The sequence below is a fragment of the Vibrio sp. Y42_MX_L11 genome (assembly GCF_024181785.1).
Taxonomy (GTDB): Bacteria; Pseudomonadota; Gammaproteobacteria; order Enterobacterales; family Vibrionaceae; genus Vibrio; species Vibrio diabolicus.
In genome coordinates, this window is record NZ_JAMZAP010000028.1 from 17,307 (window position 1) to 34,895 (window position 17,589).

Sequence of the window (17,589 nt, forward strand, 5' to 3'; positions counted from 1 at the left end):
GTAGATGGCGCTCAAGTCGAAGTGATTATGGAGAAATTATGTATCACGCTCATGTTTATTTTCCTTTAAGAGAACAAGATAAAGCGCAAGCCTTGAACGAGATCATCCGTCAAGAGCGTCAAGATGTGCTGCGTGTGTTTCCTTTGGTTGGAAGATTGGTTGGCCCACATAAAATGCCGATGTTTGAAATTCATCTAGAGTCATTGAGTGAAGAGTTTTTGGCTTGGCTCGATACAATTCGAGGTGATTTTTCTGTGCTTATCCATCCTGTGAGTGAAGAAGAGTTGCTCGATCATACGGAACGCGCGATTTGGCTGGGTAGAGAGATTGGTGTATTTGAAGAGAAGCTAGAGAAATAGCTGTTCCTCCCGCATGTATGACCGCTTTGAATGCTTCTCCCCTCATCGCGGTCACCGTAGCAAGTTAGCGTTTTCATGTTCGTTAATAAGTCGCGATTTCCTTTTCTCCATTCTGCAGGCCCTGTTTTTGTGTGCTAAACCTACAAGTAGGTTTTTGAGCTTAAGCATCAGTGAGACCATGTTTCTGTTTAGCATGTCGTTAAATAAGTTTTGGCAGCAATAAAATAATAAGTTCAGATAAATGAAATAGGTATAGCAGGGAAGTGCAGTTTACGACCCCAACGCCATTGGCAGTGGAGCCGATAATTTCTGAGGGGGAAGGGTATGTTTTCGATACTCTTGGTCATACTTTCACTGTATATATTTTGGTTGTTGTTTCGCAACGGACCTGCATTCGCCGAGCGCGTCGCTCATCAAAAACGTAACTGGGTTGGACCTACCGCCAACAAAGAAGAATGGCGAGGATATTGTACGGATGTATTTCAGCCGTTCAGTTCTCAAACGACTTTTTACGCCATCGCTTATTTTGCGAATTATATTGCAGCAGCAAATGCGATATCTTGGTCAACAGTATATGAAGGGGATTACCCGATCATCATAAGCCGATTTGGTAGCTACTTTATTTTAAATACTCACGATTCACTAGTGGTTGCAGGGTTTATTGCGCTTGCTTTCTTTATCATCAATTGGCAGCTTGCCATGCACTGTTCTGGTATTCTCAGTCAGTATCTAGTGCGGATTCTTATTATCAATCGAACGCGCTTTGTTGCAATTAGCTTAGTATTTTGCAGTTACTTTGCGTATCTCTTGACTGTTGGTATTTTCTGGTTGTTCCATGACGGTTATTCGATCTGGCACGGGTTAACGCTTACTCCTGTATTCTTATTATTAGCGTTATTGGTTGCGGTTGTTTTGCCATCTATGAAAAAAGAGAGCAATAAACGTTAGATAGACTTGCCACGTTAAATTACACACGATTTTAGGATAGTAATTCCTATGCCATTAAGTTAGCATTGCCAGCTTTTTAACGGTCTACAGGCCCTTATTAGTGGGAGGAACTATGTTTATCGGCTTTGACTATGGCACTGCAAACTGTTCAGTGGCAAAAATGGAATCGGGTGAGCCAGTAATGCTTAACCTAGAAGGGAGCAGTCCATTTATTCCTTCCACCCTTGCTGCACCGACTCGTGAATCGGTATCCGAGCACTTATTTCGCCATCGAGATATTAAACCATTAGATCAAGTTGGTGAGCAGGTTTTACGCCGGGCAATCAATTTAAACCGAGAAGAAAGTATTGATCTCGAATCTGACGACATTGCATTTGGTCAGGCGGCGCTTAATCTCTATTTGGAAGATCCTCGTGATATCTATTACGTAAAGTCGCCGAAGTCTTTTCTTGGCGCTTCTGGCTTGCGTGACGTGCAATTGGCTTTCTTCGAAGATCTTGTCTGCGCGATGATGGACAATATTAAGTCGCAAGCCGAAAACGATGCGCAGCAAAGTATTACCGATGCTGTTATCGGCCGGCCAATTAACTTCCATGGGCGTGGCGGTGAAACGGCTAACATTCAGGCTGAACGTATTTTGTTACGGGCAGCGAAACGTGCTGGCTTCCAAAATGTGGAGTTTCAGTTTGAGCCTGTCGCGGCGGGCCTAGAGTATGAAGCGACACTCAGCGAAGACAAAACCATTCTAGTGGTCGATATTGGCGGTGGTACAACGGACTGCTCGTTGATTCAAATGGGTCCGTCTTGGCGTGGCAAAGCGGATAGGACAGCGAGCTTGTTAGCTCATAGTGGCCAGCGCGTCGGCGGGAATGATCTTGATATCGCGTTAGCATTTAAGCAGCTCATGTTCCCGTTTGGCATGGAAAGCAAAATGGAGTCAGGTATTGTGATGCCGACCACCCAATTCTGGAACCCGATAGCAATCAACAATGTAGAAGCGCAGAGTGATTTCTATTCTCGAGAGAATCTATCCGCGTTGAAGTTGCTTCAAAAGCAGGCTCAAGAGCCAGAAAAGCTTGCTCGTTTGCTAGAGGTGTATCATGAGTCTTTAGGCTACAACATTGTTCGCCGTGCCGAAGAAGCGAAAGTGGCGCTTTCAGAGCAAGCATCTTACCGAACTGGCATCAACTTACTGTCAGAACTGATTGAAGTCGATGTGCAACGAGACGAAATGATCGAAGCGATTCAGTCGCCGAAGAATAAAATGACGGCGTTGGTGACAGAAGCGGTAGAGCAAGCTGGGGTGAAACCCGACGCTATCTTTATGACTGGTGGTTCGGCACGCTCGCCAATCTTGCGCGATGCGGTACAAACCGTACTGCCAAATATTCCGGTTGTCAGTGGAAATTATTTTGGCTCGGTAACTGCTGGCCTAGCTCGTTGGGCTGAGGTCTGTTTCAAGTAGAAAGAAAACTAATTGCGCCATGGGCATTGTTACCAAATTTATGGCTTCGCTTAGGCTTATCAAATGATGGTTGGAAGACTTCGCTGAGAGATTGAATTTCATGTGAGTAGGGAACCTTTTGGGGGTTCTTAGATATTTCAACGTCATTCTGAACCGCGAGGGACGAGCGTGATTCAGAATTTATTGTCCGAGCATGCTGTTATGTATATGACTTCGTCTCGCTAAGCGCTACTCGCTGCTATTCTTCTGAAGAATCGGGTTATGATCTATCGGAATAATGATTTCTACTAAGCTGAAATAAAAATGCCCGCTAAATCAGCGGGCATTTTTGTTTACGTCATTAATGGTGCATGTGTTTTTCCATGTGACCTTGTTTTTCAACCGCCATTTCTACTTCCACTTTACCCGCGTTTTTGAATGTTAACGTCATAGGGAAGCGGTCACCTTCTTTGAGCGCTTGTGTTGGATTGAAAATCATTAAATGGAAGCTGCCTGGCTTAAACAACACTGAGTCATTGGCTGGAACGCGCACTTCGTCAATCTTAATCATTTTCATCACACCATCTTCTTTCTTATGCGTGTGAATTTCGACATGTCCTGCGATTGGGCTTTCTGCTGCGATCAATGCATCTTCACTGTCACCGTGGTTGGTTAATTGAAAAAAACCACCGATAACAGGTGCGTTTGGTGGCGCTTCGCGGCTCCATGGATGGTCGATATGAATTTTTCCTGCTTCATAATCGTGCGCTAAACTCAGTGGGCTAGCGATGACAGCAATAAGCGCGATAGCGGCGGTTTTTAATGATTTAAGCATGTGTTTTTCCTTTTGAATGAATAGCTTCTCTGAATGGACAACAAACAGAGTCATCGTTATTTTTGAATAAAGTTGTTAATGATTAGATGCCTGTTAGGCAGGAAAAACACTCGGCGGAGAGTGCTTAGGCGCGATGTGTTTGTAAACGAGCCTATCGCATTTTGAAAATCGGTAAGGCGTCAGGGCGTTCTTGACTCGGCGCAGCCAATGGATGGTAGTCAGGTATAGCCCAATCGCAACCAAAAGAAAGAATTGAACCGCTTGAAGAAGCGGACACTCAAACTGAAAGCCTTCATGTAAATTAAGATCTTGAATGAGCGTAGAAGAAGGTTGAGCGTTAGCTTCAATCAGCGTATTGATATCCACCCATTTGAAACCATCTGCGGTACACAGTAAGACCTTTTCACTTTGAACTTTGTTAAGCCAGGTTGTGCTGTGAACTTGTGTTGGGTTAAGAGTCGCTGTGGACGCTAAATACAACTGAAACAACACCGCGATAATAACCGCAATAGCGTGCAAGCGATGGTGTTTATGCTGTATTAGAGTGTTTTCCATACAATTGAGTGCTTATCTTCTTCGGCGCGGGATACTAACAAATTAACCAAACAATGTAATTATCACTTTACTAAAAGGTGATGCAAGTGTGCATTATTTGTTTTATTGCCTATTTTTAACGCTTTAATGTCTTGATTCGGCTGGCATTCATAACCTCCAATTCAACTTGTCAGTCTTGCCTAGTCGCTTTTGAAGATAGCGAATTAATCTCTCTTATATGTCACTGAAGCTTCGGTTAGTGAGTGTCGTGGTGGTGTTTTTACGTGCTGGATTTGGCTGATATCGATTCAAAATGCACACCGAATCTTCACTTGTTTTCCATTAACGGAATTATGACAGTAATTTAATAAAGGATACGGTATTCTGCGCTCCTTTGTACATGCCAGAACGTCCGTCCTACTTAGTCGGAGGGGCGATTAATCTTAAGAAATTTCTCAAATGAAATACGAACAACAGATTGGATATCGATACCCTAAAGGTCGATTTGCCATGGTGAGTGTATACGCATTCACTGGTGCTGCGATTTTAGCATCGACTATTTTTTCTCTATTGCTGTTTTTGTCGATCGACGAAAACCCGATGATGCAAACCTTATTTGGTGGTTTAGCGATTATTTTTGAAGCGGGTAAGTTCTACGCTTGGTATGAATACGGTGAGCGCCGAGCCCATCGCAACTATACAGGGGCGGCCACCGCTCTCGTGTTTTATTTAGTCTTAGCTGCGATCTCCATTGGCGGTAGTATTGGTGGCATTAACAGTGCAACAAACAGCGCACAAAGTCATATTTCGGTAGAGCAGGCGAAAGTGGAAGCGTTTAATCGCCAAATTGCGGCAATCGATAAACAGATTGAGCTCAACAATATGGCAGCGCAGAAATACATCGAGATGGAGCGTATCGCGACCGGTGTAACTCGCATTCAGGAGCAAAACAAAACCTTACGCGAAGAGCAGCAACGCTTGGCTATGGAACGTGATAGTTTGCCACCGGTCACGCAAGGCTCAGTGATTGGTTTGATTGATAGCCTAGCCAACGCATTTGGTACCACCTCTCAGCAAGCTCAGCTTGGCTTGGTTGTATTTCTTTCGATTCTGTTGGATTTCTTTGCTGCATTTTTTGTCGGCCTGATTGGTGAAGAGCAACGGTTCAGACATTTCTATCGCCGAAATGAGGGCATGATACTGAAAACGGTTCGCGATATCGATCCAGAGCCAGCGGGATATCTTCCTCATATCAAAGAGGAAGAAGAGCAAGAAATACCAGTAACGCCGGAGCCAGAAGAACCAAAGGAACCGAAAACGTTGTTAGAGCAAGTGAGCGATGCACTTAAAACGCATCAAATTACGTGCACAAAAAAAGCCGTTGCCAAACAATTTAAGCTATCTGCGGAAGAGGTAGACAAGGTGTTTGAGGAATTGGCAGAGCTCGGTTTAGTGGGTAAAAAAGCCAACCACCATTATCATTGGATAGGTCAGACAGAGGCCGCATAATTGGTTATCAATTAGAGATCGGAAAGAGCGTCAATCGGCGCTCTTTTTTTACTGTAAGGTTTCGCTACTAAAGTGAGCCAAAAGAAGAGAGAGGATTTAAAAATAGAAAAACAAAAAAGTGCCACCGAAGTGACACTTTTTCTTTAGCGTAGAAGGTATCAGTTGTCGTAAACGTCCAACTCCACTTCACGGGCAATATTTTGGTCGTTGATGATTACACCATCGACTTCGACACGAGCACCATTTAGGTTAAGTTCTTCGATGCCTTGGAAGCGTGTTTGTGCATCAATCACAACGGTAGTGTTGTTTAGCAATTGATCTGCGTCGTTTTCGCAACGCTCGATGTTAAATGTTCTTGCTTCAGCATCGTAGTTTGATACGTATCCTTCACATTCAAATTCTTTACCTTGCCATTGGTTGTTATCGTCAAAGTCTGGTTGCTCAAACTCAATAACGGTAGCGATGCGTTTGCCATTTTTCATGACAGACGTTACTTCCACTTCTTGACCTTGTTTTAGGTTCGCTTTGCTGCCATCTTCAAATCGTGTTGCGTTATCGATGAAGAATGCACCTCGGTAGTTTAATGAAAACTCACTGTAATCATTTGCAACCCAAGTCACGATGCCTTCCACATCGCTGTCATTGCTTATGACGTCGTAGCCTTCAACTTCTACCTCATTTGCCATAAAGGTGCCGTTTTGCATTTCACCTTCTACTTCCACCCATTGGCCGATGCTAAGTTGGCTAATGTTGTCGTAAGATACGGTTATATTTGTACCAAGCTTAAACGTGCCAGCATTTTCATCGATACTAGTAATGCGACCTTCCAGTTCGTAGTAGCTTCCAAGAGTTGGGTAATCGTTATCTACGTCGATTTCGACCACAGACAACACTCGATAACCCGCATCAGCAGTCGGCAAGGATGACACCATCACCCAGTCGTTGATCTCTATATCATCACTTAAACCGTCAAACTGCAGATCTACGCCGTTTACTGTAAATGTTTTCTTCACATAATCAATTGCTGTAACACGTCCGGTAATGGTTGGCTCAAGTGTTACTAAGAAGCCATCGTCAGACGCTTTACGAACATCTGTTCCTACTTGAACCATCATTTTGGGTTCTACATCGGCTAATTGCATTGATGTATCGCCATAAACCACCCCAGACACATGGTATGTATATCCATTGACGGTTAACGTGTTTTCTTCAGCGTTGACCGCTTCAACAGAGCCAATCGCTACACTTGGTTTCACTACTGGTTGAGTTGGCGTGCTATCGCTATTGCTGCCACCACCTGAACCACCACAACCAGACAATGCCAAACCTACTACAGAAATAAGAGCGAGTTTTTTCATTGTATTAACCTCAATTTACGAGCTAGTTTAGGAAATTGCCTGTATCTTATTGGGCATATCGTGAAGAGATCGTGAAGAAATGTGATTTTTATGAAAATTTTAATTGTAGATGACAACCACAACGTATCGGAGACGATTGCGGACTATCTTGAGCTTGAAGGCATGATTATCGATTGTGCGTATCATGGTGAAGCCGCACTGAAGTTAATCGAGGATAGTCATTACGATGTAATCATCATGGATATCATGATGCCTAAGCTCGATGGCATTAGTACGGTACAGAAACTTCGACAAGATCAGCTCTGTGGAACGCCAATCCTCTTCCTAACCGCAAAAGATACGTTAGATGACAAAATCGCGGCATTTAAAGCGGGAGGCGATGATTATTTAATGAAGCCATTTGCGATGGAAGAGCTTAGTTTACGTGTTCATGCTTTGGCTAATCGCGGCCCAAGGCAAGATATTGGAACGCTCAAGTTTGCGGACATTTGTTTAGATGCGCGCACAGGCAAAGTGACGAGAAAAGACAAAGAAATTAAGCTGAGTCGAATTCAAACCAAGATTTTAAAGTTACTTCTCCAACGTGCTCCAGCATCGGTTTCGCGCACAGAAGTGATCGATAGTGTATGGGGAGACGAACCACCCGGAAGTGATGCACTTCGTAGCCATATTTATGGTTTAAGAACCGCGTTAGACAAAGGTTTTGAAGAATCACGATTAGAGACTATTCATGGACAAGGTTACCGACTTAAAGCATAACGAATATCCAAGTATTTATCGCAAGATCCGTTGGGGTTTTGGGGTAATGACGCTTGTGATGTTTACTCTTTTTTGGTCGCTGATTTATGTGGCAGAAAACAAACTTGAAGTGCTGAGTTTACATCACTGGCTTGATACTGAAGCTGCGCTTTATAGTGAGAATTTCGAGAAACAGGGCTGGGATGCGCCATTGCCAAACGTATTGGAGTTCAACTCATATTGGAGTGAAGCACCGACACCGGATTGGTTGCTCTCTTTTACTTCGCCCGGTTTTTACGAATATCTGCTTGGTGAAGAAGACAAACACTTTGTCGTATTGAAACACCCCTCAGGGAAGGGGCTTATGTACATTGTGTTTCAAGATGACTCCGATGATTACCTCGACGAATACGAAAGCTCGCTGCATCAGTTTACGCTACTGCTCGGTGGCTTATTTTCATTTGTTATGGTCGGGTATGGCATTTATATGGTGCGAATATTGTCTCGACCACTAGCGCAAATAGAAGACAAAATCAGCCAAATGTCACCGGCTCAACCCGCATTCCAAGTTGAAACCAAGTTCAGCGAGACACGCCAAATAGAGCAAACTTTGCTGGATAATAAAAACGATATCGCGGGTTATTTCAAACGAGAACAAGAATTTAGTCGTTTTGCATCGCATGAGTTGAGAACGCCAATCATGGTGATCAAAGGCTCAACAGACATTCTAACGCGTATTCCAGAACAACCTCGAGTCGCGCAAAAAGCCATCGCGAGGATGCAGTCAGCTTGTGAAGACATGCGCGTACTGACAGAAGCGTTTCTCTTGCTCGGTAAAGAGAAAATAGAGCCTCAGCATTACGGAGAGCATCAGCTTCTTACTTGTTTACAAAAACAACTGGAAGAGCTGGCCCCTTTATTTGCCAAGCAAGATTCGAACTACTCTTTGCACGAACAACATAGTGGTGTCGTGAATGCACCGGAGAGTTTTGTGACCATTGTAATCAACAATCTGATTAAAAACGCCTTTAGCTATAGTGTGGGAGATATTGAGATTGAGTTGGATGGTCATGCTCTTAAGATCCTGAATCGTCACGATGGTAACGAGACGTACAACGCCGGCTACGGTTGTGGGCTTGTTATCGTACAACGCATATGTGAACGGATGGGATGGGCGTTAATACTGGACGATGATGGTGTTCGATTTAGTGCGAAAGTGGAATTCTGTTCCTAGCTTTGTGCGTCTAACCCACAGTCAAACAAGAAAAAACTGGAATTTGAATTAGACTGAAGTTAGTGACGCGGAAACTTGAGGAACCGTTATGCTTTCTTATCAGGTCAGCAGAAGTATTGAAATTAATAAGAATCAAAGCGAGATTATTGGCTATCTCAAGGATTTTAATAACTGGCCTGATTGGTCACCTTGGATCATTCTTGAACCAAGCTGCGAGCTGACATTCAGCGATAATCAAGGTCACGTTGGAGCCGGTTACCAATGGAATGGTCAGCGTATTGGAACTGGTGCCATTGTATTGGAAAGCACTCAAGAACATCGGTTAGATATGGAGCTTCATTTCTTTCGCCCAATCAAGAGTCACGGAAAGGTGACTTTAATAGTGACGCCGTCACAAGGTGGTTGTTTAGTCGAATGGCAAATGCAATCACGCGTTCCTTGGTATCTGTTCTTTTTGAAAAGTATGTTTAAGTCGATGATAGAGATGGATTATCAACGTGGGCTACGCATGCTCAAAAGCAAACTTGAAACCGGACAAGTGCTCTCAGACTTGGTTGAAATTGGTAATCGAACCCAGCCTCAGGTTCATTACATCGGAATAAAAGGCGAGGCCAGCATTCCAGAATTAGGTCCGGTAATAGAAGAACAAGTTCACAAGTTAAAGCAGATAGTTGATGATAAGGGCTTATCTGTGAACGGCGAGTTATTTTGTTATTATGAGTCGATGGATATGCAGAAATGCACGTTTGAGTTTATCACTTGCTTACCACTTGATAACGCGGTAACTGCGCCAGAGGGAGCGGTTTCCGGTACCATACCTGAGAGTGAAACATTTGTCGTCGAGCACCGCGGGGAATATCAGTTTTTGGGAAATGCATGGGCTTTAGCGATGAACTTGGTTCGTCAGAGTGGTATGAAAGCCAAAACCAGTCCATTAGGGATTGAGCGCTACTTAGATAATCCGCAAGAAACCACGCAGGATAAACTAAGAACCGAAGTTATTTTATTTAAGAAATGACAGGCGCAGCCGGACACGCTCCTCTAAATATCATGCTAGTTCCGTAGTAATCTACAAAAGAAAAAGAGGGTTTCTATACCCACCTATAAAAATGCCTCAGCAATTGCCGAGGCATGGTTTTATCAGCCAACTTCTCTTGCTAGAGAATTATTGTGCACGGTACTTACCGCTGTTTAGTTCAATTTTAGACGCTTTTACCCGGCTGTCTGCGTTTAGATAGTCGCTAATGCTCAGTAGGTCTTGATCTTGAGATGCTTTTAACACCGCAGACTCTCCCTCTGCGAAGACAACTTCCAGCTTTAGCTCTTTGGCGACCGCTTTCGCTTCGTTAGGGTTGTTTACCGTGATGTAAACCAGTCCAGTGGCCTTGGATACATTGCTAAACGCATTCTTAAACACTTCATCACCGGCTTGAAGTTTTACTTCTTTGGATAGGCTCCTAGCTGTACCTGTTTGCACCTTGCGATAACCTTGGCCATTAATCTCAACTGCTTCTGAAGGCACAAACAGTTCAGGTGCGGGTTGTTGAGAGAGTTGTTGCTCAGCGTATGCGCTAGCCGTCATCATAGAAAGAGCCAGCATAGAAAATGATATGTATTTCATGTAATTGACTCCTTAGTGTCCAAAGATGCGCATCGACCAGTTCTTAATAACACCTGGCTGAGCGTTGTTTGCCATCGGAACGTCATAGATGGTTGAAGAGTTAAAATATGCAATGTAAGAAAAGACTTCGTCGCCATTCGTATCGATTGCTCGTAATGTCCATTCGCCTTTTGCATCTTCGCCATAGAATTGGTTAGACAACATTAGTTGGTCTTTGTAGCCAGTAATCGTTGGGTCAAGAGATTGACCAACAAGACCATTACGTGGTGTTTGCAAAACGGAACGAGTCCCTGATGGCGAAACGAGCTCGATAGCTAAGTCGGGCAGGCGAGAGTGGTCTAATGTCAATTTCACTTGAACGGATTCTACCTTCAGATCATCGGCAATAGCGATACTTGATGAACCGCCAGCCAAACTCGCATCGGGTACACTTACTTCTTTAGTATTGTTAACCCAAGGCGTAATAACTTGAGGCGGTAAAACACGATTCGTCATGCGAGCACGTTGCATTGCTTCATCCAAATCGACAGCTCCGAAGCCATAAAAAGTATGGAAATCTACGCCTGCAGCGTTTTTCTGCCAAGGAGAAATGGCCTCGTAGCTAACCTGTTCACTTTTGTGGTTAGTAAATTCAAGTTGTACGCCTGGATGCGTTTTATCCGTTACTTTTGCTGTCTCTGCTAGCAAAGCACGTACATCACGAGCAGAAAGTGCATGATTCGTGGACATGATTGCCGCGATGGCACCGGACGTGTTTGGCGCAGCAGACGAGGTTCCGTTCATTGTACTGGTATAGTTACAGTTCGGGTCTAGCTCCGTTCCGCCGTGTAAGCCATTGATACCAAGTCCGTCGCTGGTATTTTGCCCTTCTTCACAACCCATCAAATCGGTGGTGACCATGGCAGGGAAGTCTTGCCCATATTCACCTGCTGGTGCGGCAACCCACACGTTAGACCCCACCGATGAGTAACTCGCTCGCGTGCCATCCGCACGTAGTGCACTGGTGATTAAATTAAAATAGTTGGCGTTGTCATAAGACTGAGCGGAGTTGTGCATCGGCAAGCCTTGGTTGTCTCCACCAGCAAAGAAGTTACTTGGTAATACGAAGAATCTTCCCGCATTGAAATAGCGATAACCATTGCCGGCTGACTTAACAAATACAGCACCGCGTCCCCATGAGTTACTCTCGCTGACATTTTTTATCACGTCCATTTCAAGTTTAAGTTGAGGATCGCTTTCATCAAAAGTTATTGGGTTGATCGGGCTGAAACCATAGCTTTGGTTAAATACACGAACATCGCGTGTGGCTGGGTCCATGCCGTGAGAGATTAGCCAGCCTTCTAATGTCTGGTTGGCTAACCAGTTAAAACCAATAAGAGAAGAGTGAGAAGCAACACCGCGTCCACCTTCACCATTGTTGCCGACTGCGCTGATCAAACCGGCTACAGCAGTGCCGTGACCATTGGTATCAACCGGATAACTTAATGGGAAAGAAGAGTCTTCGACGAAGTTTCTGCTACCTGTAACTATATTACCTGCAAGATCTGGGTGATCGATCTGCACTCCAGAATCAATGACCGCGACTTTTACACCAATACCCGCAATACCCATTGCTTGAGTGAGCTTGGTGTTTAGGTCGTTCCCAGCAACAGCTGGGTTAGCTGCAAAAGCAGTTTGCCCTGTGTTGTCTAAGTGCCATTGTTCAGAATAGAGTGGATCAAACGCCGAGACGGCAGGTGCAATGCCTACTGCCAACATAGCAGCAAATAGGCGGTTAATGCGTATTTCCATTTTTGACCTCATGTCTTTGTTTGGAATTTTTTAGCTCCTGTTTCATATTCCTCTAACAGGAATAAACAAAGCTAACGACAAAGAATAAGGACGAAAACCATTTACAACTTGTTTACATCAAAAGTTAGACGAACAACATGAGTCAGTGTTAATTCACTGAAATTATAGGGTTTTTTAATGTCGAATAGCGCACGCATGAAAAGTGAAAAGCAGAAAATACGGTCGTACTGTCTGCTTTGAGAGGAAGGATTATTTAGTTGAAGCGGGTTGAATTGTCGCCATTGGTTTCTTCGGTTTGGCCTTTTCTTTGGGTAACACGTTATCAATCCACTTTTTGATGTATAGCTTATTGAACTCACTATCACACCACTTCTTGTTTAAACCACGTCGGTTAAACTCAGCGCCAATCGCAACTTTGGTTTGGTTGGTTGCACGGTTGTAGTAGAGGGTCTCGCACAACTGAGTGTTACTCATTTGCTGGGCATATACGTTAACACTGCTGCTGCGCATTCCCAGTTGAGAGGCTTGATGGTTACTACACGCAGTGAGAAGTGCAGGCGCAAAAATAGCGATGGTTAGGATTTTTTTCATTTTGCTCTTATGACGTCGGGTGAATAACGAAGCGATTTCTTCCTGCTTGCTTTGCGTCATACAAAGCTTGATCTGCGAAGAAAAACCATTGATCCCATTCTTGTTGAATAGTTTTTACGGACAGTCTGTCGACAGCTCCGAGAGAAATTGTCGCGTTTAGTGACTTAGAGTCAACCACTAGTGGCGTGTTTTCCACGATATATCTCAATCGATCCAAGAATTTAGCGCAATCTTCAGTTCTGTTTACTTCAAATAATAAGACAAACTCCTCTCCACCCCAACGGATGAGTAGGTCACCAGAGCGAGTCGATTCATTAAATAGCCTGGCAATATGCATTAACATCTTGTCGCCAATATCATGCCCATATTCATCGTTAAACGTTTTAAAATGATCGATATCTAATACGGCTAAGGCAAACGTTCTATCTGGGCTTCTACGAGCCATTTTATCCAGCCAAATGGGAAGGTAGCGACGGTTGTGCAGTTGAGTTAATGGATCGGTAGTATTTTCTTGAGTGAGTGCTTTATTAATACTCCTAACGCGCAGTACGTAACGAAAGCCAACGACACCAATCGCTGCGATAGCGATAAAGTAGAACATTTCTCTATAGCGTTGTGAACGCAGCTCTGAAGCTTGCAACGCATTTTTCGTTTCTAGTAGCTTGAGTTCTTTCTGAGCTAACTTAGCTTCGAGGTCAAACTTAATATTAATCATCTCTTCGCCGTGAATATGATGAGAAAATTCAGCTTCTAGCTCTCTTAACTGAGTCAAGTAACGAAAAGCCGCTTCAAAATTATTAAGGGTTTGATTCGCGTTTACTAGGACCGACAGCATATCAATGCGCTGTCGTATTTCTAGCTCATCGGTTGATTTAGTTTGCTCAAGTACGTTGATAGCTGTCGAAATAGCTTTATCGTATTGTTCATCTGCGAGGTATGCTTCTGCATATGCTTCATAACAAGGCATTTTCTTCGCCTCTACGTTTCCCGTGATAGGGAGAGCTACGCAACGCTGTGCAACCATCAACGCTTCATCAATTTTCCCTATCGAACTTAACATTTGTGAGAAGCTGGATAATGAATAGTGTTTGATGACGTCTGACCCCGTTTGCATTGAGAGTCGGATTGCTTCATTAAAATAGTGTTCTGCCTTTTCGCTATCTCCACTGCTTAAGTGAACAATACTTAAGTTTGCGTAGATAACCCCAATGAAAAGGCTGTTGTCATATTGATATTCGCTGTTTAAATAGGTATCGAGTGCTTGCGTAAGGTAGCTACTGGCGCGAGCCCAATCGGATGCATCGATATAGACGGTACCGATGTTATTCAGCGTCATGGCAACTTGCATTTCAAATACGGTTCTCTCTAACAACTCATAGGCGGTTCGGTAATACTTGAGTCCGCTACGTAGTTGATTCCGTGAAACCTCTAAGTTCCCTAGCCAGCGATATGCTCTTCCTTCTAGCGCTAAATAGCCGAGATCGCGGGCTTCAGCGATGATGTCATGGAGTACAAGTTCTGCATTCCAATTGTCGTCTAGTTCAATCATGGTTACCGCTTTATTAAGCTGTGCTTCAGCGACTACCCACGGTAAATTATGCTCTGTCCCAAACTCAATTAAATCAGGCATATCTTTGGGCAGCGGAACGCCTTCGTAGCGCTTTAGGTATAGGCGCGCAAAGTAATAAAGCGCAAGAGATTCCGCTGACGCATTCTGTGGCGCAACTAATTCATCTTCTTCAATTGAGCGCGGCTTACCCATTGAACGAAAATAGAGATTGAGCATGGAGCTGCTTTGAGGAGAAATGTGTTCTTCCAGGTAGCTCTGTTTTTCTGTGTTGGCAAGTACATGGGTTGGATGGAAGAAGAATCCAAGTACTGAGAACAGCGCGCAAGTTAGCGTTTTAATCGGAAAGTGCATGAGCTTATTAATAAAATGTGATCTCGTTTAACCCTAATACTAGGTAAGTCTATCACTTCTTATTGGCTAAGTGCGGATGGATTCCGAGTTACAAACGGCTTGTGAAGAAAGTTTCGCGAAAGGTGAGGCTAATATTATGATTTATAATGATAAATCTGTTCAAAAGTGGAAAGATTGATTTAACGACAAGATAAACAGTACGACGAATCTAGTGTGTCGAACATTGTTAGTGGTGTAAGTTTCATCATTTAGTCGGTGCGATTCGCATCTCGAAAGATGGCTGGTTCGCTAAAAAATTATCTTTCTGTCATAAATATTTAATGTTTGTATGGGTTGTTAAAAAACTCGATATTAGACATAGTGTTATTAAGCCAATAAAAAATGGCTTTTATAATAAACAGGAGATTAACTATGCATAATGAAATGATTCAACCTTCACACTTCGGTATTATTGGCCGCACTTGTATCGCTTCAGTACTTATGATTGCGGGCGTTTTTGCTCTTATTTAAGAGTCAATGGTAACGATGGTTACCCGCTTAAGAGTAAGAAAATTCAGGGAATCACCTTAATCTCGTATAAGGTATTCCCCTGAAAATCCAACCTAATAACTACTTTTTAGCTGAAGAAGCTAAAAATCAATGCACTTACCGCTACAATGCCCGCAGTTAAAACAAAGTAAGTTGAGCCATTTCCACGATATTGTTTCAATGCATCGATTTTGTATACCGCTAACATTGGCATAATAAATAAGATCATCGCGATAACAGGCCCTGACAACGCTTCCATCATACCAAGAATGCTTGGGTTCATGATCGCTGCTGCCCAGATTGAAAAGAAAAGTACTGCAACGCTGATACGATCAACCCGCTTTTCAGACAGTTTAGAGTGTTTGGTAATTAAACCATTTAAGCTTTCGCGTGCACCTAAAAAGTGCCCAAGAAAAGAGGAAGTGATAGCAACAAAAGCCACCAAAGGACCAAGCGTTGCGATAAATGGGTTGTCTGTTGCATTGGCTAAATAAGACAGCACCGACACGTTTTGTTCTTTAGCTTGAGCCAATTGCTCTGGTGACAGCGCTAATACACACGAAAAGACAAAAATAAGCACAAACGCAATTAACATGATGCTAGTGCGTCGAAGAATTACTTCGGATTTCGCATCCGCTTGATCGCCATAATGGCGACGTTGCACATTTGCAAAGCTTGAAATCGCAGCTGCGTGACTAAACGAGAAAATAACCACAGGAACCGCTAACCACATAGTGCTAGCAAAAGCAGACGCTTCAGGGGCGTCCATGATTGGCATGGTCCAGTTTGGTATCAAGTAAAATGAAAGAAAGGCAAGAATAGCCACTAATGGGTAAACCATAATGGCAAAAGCCCGTAGCATGACTTTTTCGCCCGCCATCATAATGGCAATTAATGCAAACACTAGTGCACCTGAAAGCAGAGGGCGAGGCAAAGAAGCCATATCAGCTTGGTTAACCATAAAACTGTCTACGGTATTGGTAATACCGACACCGTAAATTAACAGGATCGGGAAGATCGAAAGAAAATACAGCAGTGAAATAGAGCGACCCGCTTTTGCGCCAAAGTGCTCTTCCACTACATCAGTAAAGTCTGCATTTTTGATCTTGGAAGACAGTACAAAGCGAGCTAAACCACGGTGGGCAAGATAAGTCATTGGGAAAGCAAGCACAGCCATTGCGACTAACGGCCAAAACCCGCCAATACCAAGGTTGATCGGCAGAAATAGAATGCCTGCACCAACGGCTGTTCCAAACAGACTAAGGACCCAATGTGTATCGTGTTTTGACCAAGATGTTGTTGTGTTTAATTCACTGGAATTTAACGCATTTCGAGATTCTTTCACTTAAAACTCGCTTTTATAAAAATAATAATGCGGAGAATGGTATAGGTTTTGGTGTTTGTTATCACATCGGAAGTGTGGTGAATCATGCTGAAGATAAGGGGTGGTTGTAACTTATCAAACTATGAATTTTTTTAAAAACTAGAATTTTAATCTGATATCTGAGTGATAAATTGGTGTTATATTTCAAATTTTTACTAATGGGTGGTTTTTGATTTCGTGGTTAAAACTTAATCATGGATGTATATGCTAAAGAAGCTTGCTCTTACTTAATGAGCCATGGTGCATATTGTAGGGCTAGCAAGTGGCAGGTCTATGAGTCCTGCATTTAGATGAGCTTTAGGTATATACTGCCGCCACAAATGTTAAAGGAGGAATCATTGAATGGACATTCTGTCTGCACATAAAGACGACTTATTGGCTGTGTATACGCTTGAAAATACTTTGTTTGGAGAACATGCCTATCCTCAATTTTTCTTTCGACAAGCTTTTGATTGTTGGGGGGAAAGCTTACTAGTGGCGAAAGAGGGGGAGCAAGTCGCAGGGTATATTTTGCTGACGACAAGCACAAATGCGCAGCAATATTGGGTCATGTCACTGGCTGTCGATACTCAACATCGTGGTAAGGGTATTGCGCGTTCTCTGATTGAAAGTGCCATCGCGCTGTTGAAGTTGGGCTCAAGTGTGAAGTTGACGGTCGATCCGAATAATCAGCCTGCATTGTCTTTGTACCTGTCCCTTGGCTTCAAAGTATTAAAAGAAGAAGCGCATTATTTCGGTGACGAAGAGTCTAGATTGGTCATGGAATTAGTAAAGTAACCCTGCACGATAATGAA

The 17,589-nt window shown here is 43.4% G+C and carries 16 protein-coding genes; 8 read left to right on the forward strand and 8 right to left on the reverse strand.

Annotation, left to right across the window (positions count from 1 at the left end; genetic code table 11):
- Positions 1-38 precede the first annotated feature (38 nt).
- The 3 genes from NL643_RS20940 to yegD all read left to right on the forward strand — a co-directional run bounded on the left by NL643_RS20940 (position 39) and on the right by yegD (position 2,772).
- Positions 39-359 (forward strand): DOPA 4,5-dioxygenase family protein, encoded by a 321-nt coding sequence (locus NL643_RS20940; protein ID WP_005375836.1) that lies wholly within the window; start codon positions 39-41, stop codon positions 357-359.
- Between the two features lie 324 nt (positions 360-683).
- Positions 684-1,307 (forward strand): hypothetical protein, encoded by a 624-nt coding sequence (locus NL643_RS20945; protein ID WP_253645101.1) that lies wholly within the window; start codon positions 684-686, stop codon positions 1,305-1,307.
- Between the two features lie 112 nt (positions 1,308-1,419).
- Positions 1,420-2,772: a molecular chaperone gene (yegD, locus tag NL643_RS20950; RefSeq protein WP_006742470.1), complete on the forward strand. Its 1,353-nt coding sequence runs from the start codon at positions 1,420-1,422 to the stop codon at positions 2,770-2,772.
- Positions 2,773-3,112: 340 nt separating this feature from the next.
- Here the strand turns inward: yegD and NL643_RS20955 are convergent, their stop codons facing one another.
- Together NL643_RS20955 and NL643_RS20960 are read right to left on the reverse strand one after the other, a co-directional pair.
- Entirely contained in the window at positions 3,113-3,586 is a 474-nt protein-coding gene (locus NL643_RS20955; RefSeq protein WP_046875325.1) for a copper chaperone PCu(A)C, read from the reverse strand.
- Between the two features lie 93 nt (positions 3,587-3,679).
- The gene (locus tag NL643_RS20960) at positions 3,680-4,141 is read right to left on the reverse strand and encodes a hypothetical protein (RefSeq protein ID WP_065646681.1); all 462 of its coding nucleotides are present in this window, start codon (positions 4,139-4,141) and stop codon (positions 3,680-3,682) included.
- A 438-nt stretch (positions 4,142-4,579) separates the two neighbouring features.
- Here NL643_RS20960 and NL643_RS20965 point away from each other — a divergent pair, with 438 nt between their 5' ends.
- On the forward strand, positions 4,580-5,629 hold the full coding sequence (locus tag NL643_RS20965) for a Preprotein translocase subunit SecY (protein ID WP_253645102.1): 1,050 nt from the start codon (positions 4,580-4,582) through the stop codon (positions 5,627-5,629).
- 158 nt (positions 5,630-5,787) lie between these two features.
- Here NL643_RS20965 and NL643_RS20970 read toward each other — a convergent pair whose 3' ends face one another.
- A complete protein-coding gene (locus NL643_RS20970; protein ID WP_253645103.1) occupies positions 5,788-6,987 on the reverse strand; it encodes a DUF5666 domain-containing protein in 1,200 nt (399 codons plus the stop codon).
- 90 nt (positions 6,988-7,077) lie between these two features.
- Between NL643_RS20970 and NL643_RS20975 the strand changes: the two genes are divergently transcribed.
- From NL643_RS20975 to NL643_RS20985, 3 genes are all read left to right on the forward strand, one after another.
- Positions 7,078-7,746, forward strand: coding sequence for a response regulator transcription factor (locus tag NL643_RS20975; RefSeq protein ID WP_253645104.1), 669 nt, complete (start codon positions 7,078-7,080; stop codon positions 7,744-7,746).
- Positions 7,718-8,959, forward strand: a complete 1,242-nt coding sequence (locus tag NL643_RS20980) for a HAMP domain-containing sensor histidine kinase (protein ID WP_253645105.1) — start codon at positions 7,718-7,720, stop codon at positions 8,957-8,959. Before NL643_RS20975 ends, NL643_RS20980 begins: the two co-directional genes overlap by 29 nt.
- An 88-nt stretch (positions 8,960-9,047) precedes the next feature.
- Entirely contained in the window at positions 9,048-9,977 is a 930-nt protein-coding gene (locus NL643_RS20985; protein WP_253645106.1) for an SRPBCC family protein, read from the forward strand.
- Positions 9,978-10,124: 147 nt separating this feature from the next.
- Here the strand turns inward: NL643_RS20985 and NL643_RS20990 are convergent, their stop codons facing one another.
- From NL643_RS20990 to NL643_RS21010, 5 genes are all read right to left on the reverse strand, one after another.
- Positions 10,125-10,580 carry a hypothetical protein gene (locus NL643_RS20990; protein ID WP_253645107.1) on the reverse strand — a complete coding sequence of 152 codons (456 nt, stop codon included), beginning with the start codon at positions 10,578-10,580 and terminating at the stop codon, positions 10,125-10,127.
- Positions 10,581-10,592: 12 nt separating this feature from the next.
- The gene (locus NL643_RS20995) at positions 10,593-12,371 is read right to left on the reverse strand and encodes a S8 family peptidase (protein WP_253645108.1); all 1,779 of its coding nucleotides are present in this window, start codon (positions 12,369-12,371) and stop codon (positions 10,593-10,595) included.
- Between the two features lie 249 nt (positions 12,372-12,620).
- Positions 12,621-12,962 (reverse strand): hypothetical protein, encoded by a 342-nt coding sequence (locus tag NL643_RS21000; RefSeq protein WP_012842508.1) that lies wholly within the window; start codon positions 12,960-12,962, stop codon positions 12,621-12,623.
- Positions 12,963-12,969: 7 nt separating this feature from the next.
- On the reverse strand, positions 12,970-14,883 hold the full coding sequence (locus tag NL643_RS21005; protein ID WP_253645109.1) for a tetratricopeptide repeat-containing diguanylate cyclase: 1,914 nt from the start codon (positions 14,881-14,883) through the stop codon (positions 12,970-12,972).
- A gap of 616 nt (positions 14,884-15,499) precedes the next feature.
- Positions 15,500-16,756, reverse strand: a complete 1,257-nt coding sequence (locus tag NL643_RS21010) for an aromatic amino acid transport family protein (RefSeq protein WP_047009261.1) — start codon at positions 16,754-16,756, stop codon at positions 15,500-15,502.
- A 381-nt stretch (positions 16,757-17,137) separates the two neighbouring features.
- Here NL643_RS21010 and NL643_RS21015 point away from each other — a divergent pair, with 381 nt between their 5' ends.
- On the forward strand, positions 17,138-17,572 hold the full coding sequence (locus NL643_RS21015; protein WP_253645110.1) for a GNAT family N-acetyltransferase: 435 nt from the start codon (positions 17,138-17,140) through the stop codon (positions 17,570-17,572).
- The last annotated feature ends 17 nt before the right edge of the window (positions 17,573-17,589 follow it).

Excerpts from the sequence above, each read along its gene's own strand:
- NL643_RS20975 (WP_253645104.1), top strand. The coding sequence starts at position 7,078 with ATGAAAATTTTAATTGTAGATGACAACCACAACGTATCGGAGACGATT.
- NL643_RS20965 (WP_253645102.1), top strand. The coding sequence starts at position 4,580 with ATGAAATACGAACAACAGATTGGATATCGATACCCTAAAGGTCGATTT.
- NL643_RS20980 (WP_253645105.1), top strand. The coding sequence starts at position 7,718 with ATGGACAAGGTTACCGACTTAAAGCATAACGAATATCCAAGTATTTAT.
- NL643_RS21015 (WP_253645110.1), top strand. The coding sequence starts at position 17,138 with ATGGACATTCTGTCTGCACATAAAGACGACTTATTGGCTGTGTATACG.
- NL643_RS20985 (WP_253645106.1), top strand. The coding sequence starts at position 9,048 with ATGCTTTCTTATCAGGTCAGCAGAAGTATTGAAATTAATAAGAATCAA.
- NL643_RS20955 (WP_046875325.1), bottom strand. The coding sequence starts at position 3,586 with ATGCTTAAATCATTAAAAACCGCCGCTATCGCGCTTATTGCTGTCATC.
- NL643_RS20995 (WP_253645108.1), bottom strand. The coding sequence starts at position 12,371 with ATGGAAATACGCATTAACCGCCTATTTGCTGCTATGTTGGCAGTAGGC.
- NL643_RS20960 (WP_065646681.1), bottom strand. The coding sequence starts at position 4,141 with ATGGAAAACACTCTAATACAGCATAAACACCATCGCTTGCACGCTATT.
- NL643_RS20990 (WP_253645107.1), bottom strand. The coding sequence starts at position 10,580 with ATGAAATACATATCATTTTCTATGCTGGCTCTTTCTATGATGACGGCT.
- NL643_RS21000 (WP_012842508.1), bottom strand. The coding sequence starts at position 12,962 with ATGAAAAAAATCCTAACCATCGCTATTTTTGCGCCTGCACTTCTCACT.
- NL643_RS20940 (WP_005375836.1), top strand. The coding sequence starts at position 39 with ATGTATCACGCTCATGTTTATTTTCCTTTAAGAGAACAAGATAAAGCG.
- NL643_RS20970 (WP_253645103.1), bottom strand. The coding sequence starts at position 6,987 with ATGAAAAAACTCGCTCTTATTTCTGTAGTAGGTTTGGCATTGTCTGGT.
- NL643_RS21005 (WP_253645109.1), bottom strand. The coding sequence starts at position 14,883 with ATGCACTTTCCGATTAAAACGCTAACTTGCGCGCTGTTCTCAGTACTT.
- NL643_RS20945 (WP_253645101.1), top strand. The coding sequence starts at position 684 with ATGTTTTCGATACTCTTGGTCATACTTTCACTGTATATATTTTGGTTG.
- yegD (WP_006742470.1), top strand. The coding sequence starts at position 1,420 with ATGTTTATCGGCTTTGACTATGGCACTGCAAACTGTTCAGTGGCAAAA.